The 12,304-nt window shown below is 67.8% G+C and carries 11 protein-coding genes; 2 read left to right on the plus strand and 9 right to left on the minus strand.

What is annotated here, in order from left to right; all coding sequences use genetic code 11:
• Positions 1-3: 3 nt before the first annotated feature.
• The 5 genes from folD to BUB76_RS06535 form a co-directional block, all read right to left on the minus strand.
• Positions 4-894: a bifunctional methylenetetrahydrofolate dehydrogenase/methenyltetrahydrofolate cyclohydrolase FolD gene (gene folD / locus BUB76_RS06515; protein WP_073127940.1), complete on the minus strand. Its 891-nt coding sequence runs from the start codon at positions 892-894 to the stop codon at positions 4-6.
• 52 nt (positions 895-946) lie between these two features.
• The gene (locus BUB76_RS06520) at positions 947-2,623 is read right to left on the minus strand and encodes a formate--tetrahydrofolate ligase (RefSeq protein WP_073127941.1); all 1,677 of its coding nucleotides are present in this window, start codon (positions 2,621-2,623) and stop codon (positions 947-949) included.
• Positions 2,624-2,978: 355 nt separating this feature from the next.
• Positions 2,979-3,383, minus strand: coding sequence for a PaaI family thioesterase (locus tag BUB76_RS06525; protein WP_073127942.1), 405 nt, complete (start codon positions 3,381-3,383; stop codon positions 2,979-2,981).
• Positions 3,380-4,048, minus strand: coding sequence for a ligase-associated DNA damage response endonuclease PdeM (gene pdeM, locus BUB76_RS06530; protein WP_073127943.1), 669 nt, complete (start codon positions 4,046-4,048; stop codon positions 3,380-3,382). The genes BUB76_RS06525 and pdeM overlap by 4 nt, the downstream gene beginning before the upstream one ends.
• A 37-nt stretch (positions 4,049-4,085) precedes the next feature.
• The gene (locus BUB76_RS06535; protein WP_073127944.1) at positions 4,086-6,533 is read right to left on the minus strand and encodes a ligase-associated DNA damage response DEXH box helicase; all 2,448 of its coding nucleotides are present in this window, start codon (positions 6,531-6,533) and stop codon (positions 4,086-4,088) included.
• 65 nt (positions 6,534-6,598) lie between these two features.
• On the opposite strand from BUB76_RS06535, the gene BUB76_RS06540 reads away from it, so the two are divergent.
• Positions 6,599-7,249, plus strand: a complete 651-nt coding sequence (locus tag BUB76_RS06540; protein WP_073127945.1) for an NAD(P)-dependent oxidoreductase — start codon at positions 6,599-6,601, stop codon at positions 7,247-7,249.
• Between the two features lie 18 nt (positions 7,250-7,267).
• Here the strand turns inward: BUB76_RS06540 and BUB76_RS06545 are convergent, their stop codons facing one another.
• Positions 7,268-8,575, minus strand: a complete 1,308-nt coding sequence (locus BUB76_RS06545) for a DUF8689 domain-containing protein (protein ID WP_073127946.1) — start codon at positions 8,573-8,575, stop codon at positions 7,268-7,270.
• A gap of 128 nt (positions 8,576-8,703) precedes the next feature.
• On the opposite strand from BUB76_RS06545, the gene BUB76_RS06550 reads away from it, so the two are divergent.
• Positions 8,704-10,356: a hypothetical protein gene (locus BUB76_RS06550; protein WP_073127947.1), complete on the plus strand. Its 1,653-nt coding sequence runs from the start codon at positions 8,704-8,706 to the stop codon at positions 10,354-10,356.
• Here BUB76_RS06550 and BUB76_RS06555 read toward each other — a convergent pair.
• Genes BUB76_RS06555 through BUB76_RS06565 form a run of 3 tightly spaced genes read right to left on the minus strand, consistent with a single transcriptional unit; the run spans position 10,332 to position 12,287 of the window.
• Positions 10,332-10,829 (minus strand): prepilin peptidase, encoded by a 498-nt coding sequence (locus tag BUB76_RS06555; protein ID WP_073128092.1) that lies wholly within the window; start codon positions 10,827-10,829, stop codon positions 10,332-10,334. The two genes, BUB76_RS06550 and BUB76_RS06555, sit on opposite strands and share 25 nt — an antisense overlap.
• A 21-nt stretch (positions 10,830-10,850) precedes the next feature.
• Entirely contained in the window at positions 10,851-11,705 is an 855-nt protein-coding gene (locus BUB76_RS06560) for a tetratricopeptide repeat protein (protein WP_073127948.1), read from the minus strand.
• A 39-nt stretch (positions 11,706-11,744) separates the two neighbouring features.
• Positions 11,745-12,287, minus strand: coding sequence for a tetratricopeptide repeat protein (locus BUB76_RS06565; protein ID WP_373280046.1), 543 nt, complete (start codon positions 12,285-12,287; stop codon positions 11,745-11,747).
• Between the last annotated feature and the right edge of the window lie 17 nt (positions 12,288-12,304).

Raw genomic sequence — 12,304 nt, forward strand, 5'->3', positions numbered from 1 at the left:
CGCTCAGGCGGTCAGGCCCTCGGGCTCGGGCAGGTCATGCGCGCGGCAATAGGCCGTGACCGTGTTGGCCAGCAGGCAGGCGATGGTCATGGGGCCGACTCCGCCCGGCACCGGCGTGATGGCGCCGGCAACCGACGCGCAGCTGTCGAAATGGCAATCGCCCACGAGGCGGTTCTTGCCGTCCCGCTCGACCCGGTTGATGCCCACGTCGATCACGGTGGCCCCGGCCTTCAGGTAATCGCCCGTCACCATCTCGGGCCGGCCCACGGCCGCCACCAGGATATCGGCGCGGCGCGTCACGTCCTGCAGGTCGCGGGTCCGCGAATGGGCGATGGTGACCGTGCAGCTTTCGCTGAGCAGCAGTTGCGCCATGGGCTTGCCCACGATGTTTGACCGGCCCAGCACCACGGCGTTCAGCCCCGACAGCGATCCGCAATGTTCGCGCAGCATCAGCAGGCAGCCCAGGGGCGTGCAGGGCACCATGGAGCGTTGCCCGGTCGCCAGCCGTCCCACATTCGAGACGTGGAACCCGTCGACATCCTTGGACGGGTCGATCGAGTTGATGACGAGCTCGGCGTCGATCTGCGCGGGCAGGGGCAGCTGCACCAGGATGCCGTGCACCGCCCCGTCGGCATTCAGCTTGGCGATCAGCGCCAGCAGCTCGGCCTCGCCGGTGGTTTCGGGCAAGCGATACTCGAACGACTCCATCCCGCATTCCTTGGTCATCTTGCCCTTGGAGCGGACATAGACCTGGCTTGCGGGGTCATCGCCGACCAGCACCACGGCCAGCCCGGGCGTGACGCCCCGTTCGTCGCGCAGGCGCGCCACGTGGTCGGCCACGCGGCCGCGGATGCGGGCGGCGAAATTCTTGCCATCGATGGTCTGTGCGGTCATGGCGTGGTCTCCTTGCGGGGGCGTGCGGCGTCGGGGTAATCCCGCCCGCCGCCTAGAACAAGCCTTCGATATCGCCTGCGTCGTTCAGGCCGATCGCCTCGGCCGAGGGCACGCGGGGCAGGCCGGGCATGGTCATGATCTCGCCGCAGATGGCGACGACGAACCCCGCGCCGGCCGACAGCCGCACCTCGCGCACGGGGATGGTGAACCCGGTGGGCGCGCCGCGGGCCTCGGGGTCGGTGGAAAAGCTGTATTGGGTCTTGGCCATGCAGACCGGAAGGTGGCCGTGGCCCTGGTCTTCCCATTGCTTCAGCTGGGCGCGGATCTTGCTGTCCATCTGGGCGCCGTCGGCGCGGTAGATGCGGCGACAGATCGTGTCGATCTTGTCGGCCAAGCCCATCTCGTCGGGATAGAGCGGCGCGAAATCCGCCCCGCCCGCCTCGATGGTGGCGACCACCTTCGCGGCCAGGTCGCGCGTCCCGTCCGAGCCGTTGGCCCAGTGCTTGCACAGGATGGCCTCGGCGCCCTGGCCGGCGATGAAATCCTGCACCGCCGCGATCTCGGCCTCGGTGTCGCCGGCGAAGTGGTTGATCGCCACGACCACTGGCACGCCGAAGCCGCGCAGGTTTTCCAGGTGGCGGCCCAGGTTGGCACAGCCCGCCTGCACGGCATCCACGTTCTCGGCCCCCAGGTCGGCCTTCTTCACGCCGCCGTTCATCTTCATCGCCCGCACCGTGGCGACCAGCACGACGCAATCGGGGGCAAGACCCGCCTTGCGGCACTTGATGTTCATGAACTTCTCGGCGCCCAGGTCGGCGCCGAACCCGGCCTCGGTCACCACGTAATCGGCCAGCTTCAGCGCCGTGGTGGTGGCGATGACCGAGTTACAGCCATGAGCGATGTTGGCGAAGGGGCCGCCGTGGACGAAGGCGGGATTGTTCTCCAGCGTCTGCACCAGGTTGGGCTGCATCGCGTCCTTCAGCAGCACCGTCATGGCGCCGTCGGCCTTGATGTCGCGTGCGTAGACCGGTGTGCGGTCGCGGGTGTAGGCCACGATGATCGCGCCCAGCCGATCCTGCAGGTCCGCCAGGGACGAGGCGAGGCACAGGCAGGCCATGACCTCGGACGCCACTGTGATGTCGAACCCGGCCTCGCGCGGGAAGCCGTTGGCGACGCCGCCCAGCGACGTGGTGATCTGGCGCAGCGCGCGGTCGTTCATGTCCATCACCCGCCGCCAGGTCACGCGGCGGGTATCGATCCCGAGCTCGTTGCCCCAGTAGATGTGATTGTCGATCATCGCCGACAGCAGGTTGTGGGCGCTGGTGATGGCGTGGAAATCGCCCGTGAAATGCAGGTTCATGTCCTCCATCGGGACCACCTGCGCGTAGCCGCCCCCCGCGGCGCCGCCCTTCATCCCGAAGCATGGCCCGAGCGACGCCTCGCGGATGCAGATCGCGGCCTTCTTCCCGATGGCGCTCAGCCCGTCCCCCAGGCCCACGGTGGTGGTCGTCTTGCCCTCACCGGCGGGGGTCGGGTTCACGGCGGTCACGAGGATCAGCTTGCCGTTGGGCCGGTCGGCGAGGCTGTCGATGAAGGGCTGTCCGATCTTGGCCTTGTCGTGGCCGTAGGGCACGAGATCGTCGGCGCCGATCCCCAGCTTGGCGCCGATTTCGCCGATGGGCCGTTTCTTCGCCGCCCGCGCGATCTCGATATCCGATGTGAATGCCATGGCCCGTGCCCTCCCCTGCGCAATGCCTGCCCAAGGTGTAGCGGGCCGTTTCCGACCCGGACAGCGGGTTTGCGACGCCTGCCCGGACGGTTGCGGCGGGGGCGGCGGGAAAATCACGCTTCGGTGATGGACCCGAATGCGCCCGGCGCAGTTGTTTGTGCAGACCCTGACGGGAGCAAGACAATGACGAGTGTAAGCATGGCAATTTATGGCGGGATGATGCTGGGGATGACCCTGGCGACCTTCGCGCTCATCTGATCCATTTCCAGTAACGGTCGTGAAAGCGGCCGAAATGAAAGGCCGCGCCTTCCCTTTCCCTCGGGCGCGGCCTTTTTCATGCCCGAAGACCGGGTTGTCAGACCGGCAGCATCGTTCCCTGGAGAAGCGCGATCTCGACGCGCCGGTCGTCCGTTTCGGCCCAGACCGTCGCCCGTACGACGGTGATGCGGCGTCCCGGCTTCACCACCTCGCCCACGGCAACCAGGCGGTCCCCCTGTGCGGGGCGGAGCAGGTTGATCTTCATCTCGGTGGTCAGGACGTCCTGACCGTCTTCCATCATCGACAGCGCTGCGTAACCGGCTGCCGAGTCGCCGATCGCGAAGGTCAGGCCGGCGTGGCCGAAACCCTGCTGCTGTCGGGATCCGGGCAGGATCGGCGCGGTGATCGTCACGCGGCCCGGCGCGACCTCGGCCAGGTCCGCGCCCAGGGTCGCCATCATCGACTGGCGGTCGAAATTGGCGCGGATGTCCTCGGGGCTCACGCGGCCATCCGGGGCAGGGGCACCTGCGCCGGGTGCGGCCCGGTCAGCACGGCCCGCGCATCGGCGCCCATCAGGCCGCGCAGATGCGGGGTCCGCCAGCACAGCCCGCCGGTGAACGTGCCGTAGGCGGGCAGGATCATGTGCCGCCGGTCCACCAGGAAACAGGGCCGCGACACGGCCTTGCCGCGCAGGCCCAGCCGCGCCTTCGGGTGGTAGTGTCCGGTGACCTCGCCCCGCGCGGGGGTGGCGATGTGGCGGAACATCAGCGGCCCGATCTGCACCATCTGCGCGGCAGTGCCGCCCAGGTCGCTGGGCGCGGGGTCATGATTGCCCGCGATCCACGTCCAGTCGCGCCCGGCCTGCATGCGGGCGATGGCCGCGCGGTCGGAGGCATCCAGCCCGGCGGTCGCCGCGTCGTCGTCGAGCGAGTCGCCCAGGCAGATCACACGGGCGGGGTCCAGTTGCGCCACGTCCTCTTCCAGCCGGGCGAGCGTGTCGCGCGTCTCGTAGGGGGGAAGCATCTGGCCGGCGCGGCGGGCGATCCGCTCGGACTTGCCAAGGTGCAGGTCCGACACGACCAGCAGCCCCTCGTCGGGCCAGTGCAGCGCGCCCGAGCCATGGGCGTGCAGCCGCGCCCCGCAAAGATCGATCTGGATGAAGTTCATTCTTCGTTCTTAGCCAAACCGGGGCGGGTGCGGCAAGTCAGTATGGCACCCGCCAGTGCCGTTTTTCCGCCCCCGGATCCATGTCGAGCCCGGCGGTGTCCATGAGCCGTGCGGCCTCTTCCGCCAGCAGCCGTTCGGTGGCGGCGCCTTCGACAGGGACACGTCCCGCTTCGAGGAACAGGGGGGCGGCCAGCGGCGTCACCCGGTCCAGCACCACGTGGTCGACCCGGCCGGCCGTGCGCATGAGCATGTCCTCGATCCGGCCGAAATCCACGAGACCCTTCAGCGCCTCTTCGCGCGTGATGTCCATCAGCAGGTGGTCGGGATCGTATTTCAGCAGCACGTCGTAGAGGATGTCGGCGCTAAACGTGGCCTGCTTGCCGGACTTGCGCTGGCCCCGGGTCGTGCGCTCGATCAGCCCCGAGATCGCCGCCGACTGCTTGAACGTGCGCTTCATCACGGCGTTGCCGGCCAGCCACGTCTCGAACGTCTCGTGCAGGTCGTCGCGGTCGAACAGCGGCTCGGGGTGCACCAGCGTATCCAGCCCCCAGATCAGCGTGGCGTAGTCGGTGGCGACGAACCCCATGGGATGCAGGCCCTGCTGCTCCATCCGGGCGGTCAGCAGCAGGCCCAGCGTCTGCATCGCGTTGCGCCCGGCGAAACCGTAGACGCAGGTGTGCTCACGCCCGTCATGGGGGAACGATTCGATCAGGATCCGGTCGGTCTGCGGCAGTTGGCTGCGCTCGCGTTGCAGATGCAGCCAGTCGCGGGTGTCCTTCGGCAGGTCGGGCCAGTCGTCCTGCCGGAACATGCGCAGGATGCGCTCGCTCAGCTGGGTCGATGTGGCGAACTTGGTGCCCATGAAGGTGGCGATCTTGGGTTCGCGATCCGCGCGGCGGGTGACCTCGACCACCATTTCGCGCAGGCCCTCGTAGCGGACGATCTGCCCGCCCATGAGGAACGTGTCGCCGGGGGTCAGGGTGGCGGCAAAGCCCTCCTCGATCTCGCCAAGGGGCGTGCCGCCGCGCCGGTTCTTCAGCCGAACTTTCAGCAAATCGGTGTCCATGATGGTGCCGATATTCTGCCGGATGCGCTGGCCCGCGCGCGGGTCGCGCAGGTGCCACAGGCCATCCTCGTCCTGCTTCAGCCGCTTCCACTGGTCGTAGGCGCGCAGGGCATAGCCGCCGGTCGCCACGAAATCGAGACAGGCGTCGAACTGCGCGCGGCTCAGACCCGCGTAGGCCCCCGCGCTGGAGACCTCGGCATAAAGATCATCGGCCGCGAAGGGGCCGGCCGCGGCGCGGATCAGGATGTGCTGGCACAGCACGTCGCGCGGGCCGGGGCCACGCGGGTCGCCGTCGAGATCGCGTTCTTTCACCGCCTGCAGCGCGGCGACGCATTCCACCACCTCGAACCGGTTGGCGGGCACCAGCAGCGCCTTCGACGGTGCATTGTAGCGGTGGTTGGCCCGCCCGATCCGCTGCACCAGCCGCTTGACGTTCTTCGGTGCGCCGATCTGGATGACCAGGTCCACGTCGCCCCAGTCGATGCCGAGGTCGAGCGAGCCTGTGCAGACGATGGCGCGCAGTTCGCCCGCGACCATGGCCTGCTCGACGCGGTTGCGCTGCTCGCGCGAGAGGCTGCCGTGGTGGATGCCGATGGGCAGCGCGTCCTCGTTCTGCAGCCAGAGCTCGTGGAAGAAGATCTCGGCCTGGGCGCGGGTGTTGTGGAAGATGAGCGTGGTCTTGTGCTTGCGCACCTGCTCGAGCACCGCGGGAATGGCGTAGCGCCCGCCGCCGCCGGACCAGGGCGGGGCGGCATCCGTTTCCAGCATGGCGATGTCGGGGTCGGGGCCGGGGTCGGCATAGAGGATCTCGCACGGATCGGGGTGGCGCGCGAGGAAGCTGGCGATGGCGGCGGGGTCTTCCACGGTTGCGGAAAGCCCCACGCGGCGCAGCCCCGGGCACATGGCCTGCAGGCGGCTGAGCGCCAGCATCAGCTGGTCGCCCCGCTTCGATTCGCTCAGCGCGTGGATCTCGTCCACCACGATGCGCTTCAGCCCCGCGAACATGCGCGGCGCGTCCTCGTAGCTGGTCAGCAGGGCCAGGCTTTCGGGCGTGGTCAGCAGGATATGCGGCGGGTCGGCGCGCTGGCGTTTCTTGCGCGTGGCCGATGTGTCGCCGGTGCGATCCTCGATCCGCACGGGCAGGCCCATCTCGGTTACCGGGGTCGTCAGGTTGCGCTTGATATCGGTGGCGAGCGCCTTGAGCGGCGAGACATACAGCGTGTGCAGCCCCTCATGCGCGCCCTCGGACAGCTCGACCAGCGTGGGAAGGAATCCCGCCAGCGTCTTGCCGCCGCCCGTCGGCGCGATCAGCAGCAGCGCGGGATCGGCGGCGCGGTCCAGCATGTCCTGCTGGTGCGGGTGGATCTGCCAGCCGCGCGAGGCGAACCAGTCGGTGAAACGGGGGGGCAGGGCGGTCATGAACGGAACCTAGGGGCGAACCGGGTCATTCGCCATGCAGCACCCTGCGGCAAAAGGAGAACGCGGTGAAGATATTGGTCATTGGCGCCACCGGCGGCGTCGGATCGCGGCTTCTGCCCATGCTGACCGAGGCCGGGCATGAGGTCCACGGGCTGTGGCACAGCGACGGCGACGACAAGCGGTTGCAGCGGCAGGGTGTGACGCCGCATTTCGGCGACCTGACCGAAATGGGCCCGCGTGACTTCGCCGATCTCGTGACCGGCATGGACGCCGCCGTGTTCTTGGCCGGCGCCGGTGGCGCGGGCAAGGACCTTGCCACTGCAATCGACGGCGACGCGGCGATCGCTCTGGCCCGGGCAATGGAGGCGCAGGGCGTTCGGCGGCTGGTCGTGGTGTCCGTCTTCCCCGAAGCGGGCCGCAACCGTGACCTGTCCGAGACGTTCGAGCATTACATGGCCGAGAAGAAACGCGCCGACGTGGCGATCACGGCCACGGACCTGGACTGGGTGCTGATCCGGCCCGGCACGCTGCAGAACGAGGACGGCGACGGTCAGGTGACGGCGGGACGCTGCATCACCTATGGCGACGTGGCGCGCGGCAACGTGGCCCGCGCGATCCACGCCGTGCTGGACCGCCCCTGGCTGACCAGGGAGATGATCGAGCTGACCGATGGCCCGGTCGCGGTCGGTCGGGCGATGGACGCGCTGGGCCGGTAAGAACGTCCCGCGCTGGGATCAGTGCTGGATGTCGGATTCCTCGACGAACATGTTCGCCCAGGCCCGGTCGATCAGCTCGGGGCTCATCTGGTTCGGGATACCCTCGAAATTGCAGATCGAGATCATCTGGTCGATGAGGAAGATCGGCTGGTAGTTGGCGTAGACGTTGTCGATCTCGGGATACTTGTTCTTCAGCAGGTGGATCAGCGTGGATTCGTCCAGCGGCATCTTCCGCTTCTTCGCGACCATGCTGAAGATCTTGAGGAAGTCCTTCTGGTTCGGTCCGTCGATCTTGATCTTGTAGAAGATCCGGCGCAGCGCGGCCTTGTCGAAGATCTTGTTGGGGTGGAAGTTGGTCGAGAAGATCACCAGCGTGTCGAACGGGACCTCGAACTTCTCGCCGGACTGAAGCGCGAGGATGTCCTTGTTTTCTTCCAGCGGGACGATCCAGCGGTTGATCAGCGGCTGCGGCGGATCCTCCTGCCGGCCAAGGTCGTCGACGATGAAGACCCCGCCGGTCGACTTCAGCTGCAGCGGTGCCTGGTAGGTGCGCGCGACCTCGTTGTAGTTCAGGTCCAGCATGTCCAGCCGCAGCTCGCCCCCGGTGATGACCGTGGGGCGGTCGCACATGACGTAGCGCGTGTCGAAACGGGTCTTTCGGCGCAGCGAGGTCGGGTCGTCCTCGTGGTCTTCCGCGGCGGTGTGCACGATCGGGTCGTAGACGGTGATGACCTGGCCCGCGTACTCGATGGCGCGGGGCACGTAGATCTTGTCGCCCAGCGCGTCGCGGATACCGTTCGAGATCGAGGATTTACCGTTGCCCGGCGGGCCGTACATCAGGATCGAGCGGCCCGAACCCACCGCGGGGCCCAGGTTGTCGATCAGGTCGTCGGGCAGCACCAGGTGCCCCATGGCGCCCAGCAGCTGCTGACGGGTGATCGCGATGTTGCGAATCGACTGGCGCTTTACCTGTTCGCGATAAACTTGGAGCGGCACGGGCATGGCCCCGAAATACTCGGACTGGCCCAGCGCCTCGAGCGCGCGGGACTTGCCCGCATCGCTCAGCTGGTAGGCCATCTCGCCCGAGCCTCCGGCGTGCAGGCTGCCCATGGCCTCGATCAGCTTCTGCCGGCGCGCGATGTCGATCAGCTCCTGCGTCACGGCCACGGGCAGGCAGATGCGCTTGGCGATTTCCGACGTCTCGGCCGCGTTGGTGCGGAAGATGGTCTTCAGCAGGATGTCCCGCATCATCACCGGCGACAGCAGCATGTCGTCCAGCGTCTTGGGGACGGGGGGCGCCATCACGCCGGGCGTGGTCATGTTCATTTGCTCGCGTGCCTCTTTTCTCGGGGCCGCCCCATCGTTTCCATATTTCGGACAATAGGGGGCGCTATGACTTGATCCGACACGGAGCATCGCCGCCCATTGTGGCGAAGATAGGGAGAGGGATGGGAATGACTGGCGCACACACCGTAAAGCTGGCGCTGTGGTGCGCGGGCCTGATCGCGGTGATGGCGGGGCTGTCGCTGCTGAAGGGCGGCCTGTTCGCAGACCGCTACGAAGGCGACATGCTGCACCTGACCGAGATCATCCTGCGGGTGGCCGACGGGCAGTGGCCGCATCTCGATTTCATGACGCCCATCGGGATGTTGGCGTTCTGGCCCATCGCGGTGTTCGTGAAGGCGGGGGTGGGCTTCGGCACGGCGGTGCACCTGGGGCAGCTTTCGCTTGCCCTGGCGCTGGCGCCGCTTGCGGTCTGGGTCGCGCTCAGCCGGTTTCGCGGCCCGCTCGCCTATCTCTACATCCTTCTGGTGATGACCTTCGCCCTCGCGCTGGTGCATGGCGAGTCGATCCCGAACATCTCGATCTCGATGCACTACAATCGCTGGGCCTGGGCGCTGGCTTTCATCATGCTGCCCGTGGGCATGCTGCCGCCGCTGCGCCGGTCGGTGGCGTGGGACGCCGCCGCGCTGGGCCTGCCCATGGCGGCGCTGGCGCTGATCAAGGTGACCTACGTGGTCGCGCTCGCGCCCGGTCTGATCGTGCTGCTGATCGCGCGCGGGCAGTGGGCCGCGCTGGGCTGGGGCGTGGCGGTGACCCTGGCCGCGCTGGCGGTCTTCACCGGCATCGCGGGGGCCGGCATCTGGCCCGCCTACGCGCAGGATGTCCTGACCACCGCCAGCAGTGACATCCGCACCAACCCGGGCCTTGCGCTGGACCAGGTTGTGACCGGGCCGCTGTTCATCGGCGGGCACCTCGCCGCGCTGGCCGCGGTGGTGTTCCTGCGGCAATCGGGCTTCGCGGCGCTGGGGCTGGGGCTTTTGTGCCTGGTCCCGGGCTTCGTCTATGTGACTTACCAGAACTTCGGAAACGATCCGCAATGGATGCTGGTCACCGCGCTGGTGGTGCTGATGACCCTACCCGCCGCCGGAACGCGCAACCCGTGGGGCTGGGACCTTCGCCTGTCGCTGGGCATGGTGGGGGCCGCGCTGCTGGTCGCGTCGCTGCCCTCGTTCTTCAATCTGGCCTACAGCCCGCTGCGCCATTTCTCGGAAACGACCGAGGACTTCACCACCGTCTTCCCGCGCTCGGACCAGCACGACGATTTCTTCACCGACACCCGCCGCGTGTTCCAGGTGAACCTGCAGATCGCGGGCGAGGACGTGTCCGAGGATCTTCAGAAATTCGCGTCGCTTGCCGAGCGTCCGGACCTGACCATCGTCGGGGGCGAAGAGATCGCGGAATGCTCGCTGCACAACGGCTTGGTGGCGTGGTTCGACACCGCCGCGCGGCAACTGGAACAGGCCGGGATCGGGCCGGACGCGCGGGTATTGGTGGCCGATCTGCTCAGCGCGCTTTGGATGTATTCCGACGACCTGCTACCGCTGAAGGGCGGAGCGCCGTGGCGCTATGGCGGGGCGCCGGGGATCGAGGACGCGCAGATGGTGCTGGTCCCGCTCTGCGCCGTGAACTCGCAGACCCGTGCGGATATCGTGAAGGCGATCGACGAGATGGGATACGCGCTGCGCGAACGTCTCCGGACCGACCTGTTCATCCTCTACGACAAGCAGGCCGAGGCCGATCAGATCGCGGCCAATACCAAGTAGAACAACAGCGCGGGCGCGAGGGCGAGCCCCATGGGAAACTTCGCCGATGTCCAACTGACCCATTCGGGTGTGCGGGACCGGATCGCGGGGGTCGCGCGGGCCAGGCGGTGGGTGGCGAAGGCCGCCAGGGTGATCGCCGCGAACAGGTAGAGCAGCGTCAGCGCGTCGGGCAGCAGCACGAAGGGCGCGGCGGCGGCGGCGAACTTCGCGTCGCCCGCCCCCAGCGCGCCGCCCATGTTCAGAACGAACCCGGCGACCAGCACGACGGCCAGGTGCAGGAACTGCCAGGCGTAAAGCTCGAGCGGCAGGACCAGCGGGCCGATCAGCAGGTAGACGAGGAACAGCGCCATCACCGCCTTGTTCGGAATCTTCATCCGCGCCATGTCGGACCACGCCACCCAGATGCAGATGGGCGTGACGAAGGGGAGGAAGGCCAGCGCCGCCCGGTCGGGCAGCATCAGCGCCTCGGCGATGTCGGCCAGCCCGTTCACGGACTAGTTGGCGACGTTCGAGTCCAGCGCGGCCAGCGCGCGGGCGGCCACGTCGAAATGCTGCGGATGGGTGTCCACCGCCTCGCGCAGAAGCCCCGCCCCGATCGAGACGTCGCCCTGCTTGACCGCGGCCAGCCCCAGGGTGTGCAGAAGCTGGGCCTTCTCGGTCTGGGTCATCTGGACCACCGGCAGCTCGTACTTGCGCTGGGCACCGCGGGCCAGCGTAAGGTTGTTCTTCGCGGTGAAGAGGCTGCCGTCATGGCTCAGCGCCTCGGAGAACAGCTTCTCGGCCTCGCCGTAAGATCCGCGGGTCAGCTTGGAGTAGCCCCAGTTGTTCAGCACGCCCGCCGGCTTCGACGTCAGGTTCACGGCCGTCTGGTAGAAGCTGTCGGCCTTGTCCCACTGCTTGTGTCCGTCGGCGATCATCGCCTCCAGCCGGTAGCGGCGGAAGGTCTCGACGGTGGGGGGCAGCTGGTTCAGCTGCGCCTCGGCCGCGTCCCAGTCGCCCGCGCGGATCAGTGCGTCGGCCAGCGACAGCCGGTCCTCGTGGGTGGCGCCCTTCATCTCGGCCACGCGGGCCCAGACGGCGGCGGCCTGGTCGGGCTTCTTGGCCCGGATCAGGGACGAGGCCAGGCCCCGCTGAAGATCGATGCGGTCGGGATTCGCGCCCGCGGATTTTCGGAAATAGGCGACCGCCTCGTTCGGGTCGGCCACGGTCAGCATGATGTCGCTGAGGTTGCTTTCGTCGATGACGTTGACTTCTTTCAGCGCGCGCTCGACTTCGGCCTTGTCCGATCGCGCGCCACAGCCCGCCAGCGCCCCGCAGATGCAGAGCGACAGAATAATGGGATGGCGCATGGTGCCTGCGTCCTTGTTTTACCTGCTCTTGCCGTTCCGCTATCCGTCCGTCGCGATGATCCGGTAGGATCCGCCACCGCGTCGCACCAATGCGAAATCATTATTTTCCGGAGCAGAATAGGACGACTGTTCCATCTTTGCGAGCGCCAAGGTCAGATTTGCGCGGATGTCGTCACTTTGGCCACTATCGGCTGCGAAGGCGGCGCGGAAGATCTGGCTGGCCTCGGCCACCTGGCCGGTTTCCATCAGCACCACGCCCAGGTTGTTCAGGGCCGGCACATGCGTCGGGTCCTGATCGACGGCCTGGCGCAGCAGGCGCTCGGCCTGGCCCAGCCGCCCCAGCCGCAGGTTGGCCGAGCCCAGGGCGGACAGGACCTCGACCGTAGTGCCCCGGTCCGCCGCGCTGCGCAGGTAGGCCTTCAGGGCCAGCTCGTATTCGCCGGCCGCCATCAGGCGGTGTCCGACCACGAGGCCATCGACGCTGTCGGTGGACCGGTCCACGGCATCGGGCGCAAACACCTGTCCGCCAAACGGCGACTGGCCGCCCGTATCGGAACAGGCGGCCAGGAAGATCAGTGGCAAAATCGCCGATACGCGCG

Origin of the sequence: Palleronia salina, assembly GCF_900141995.1 — a bacterium.
GTDB lineage: Bacteria > Pseudomonadota > Alphaproteobacteria > Rhodobacterales > Rhodobacteraceae > Palleronia > Palleronia salina.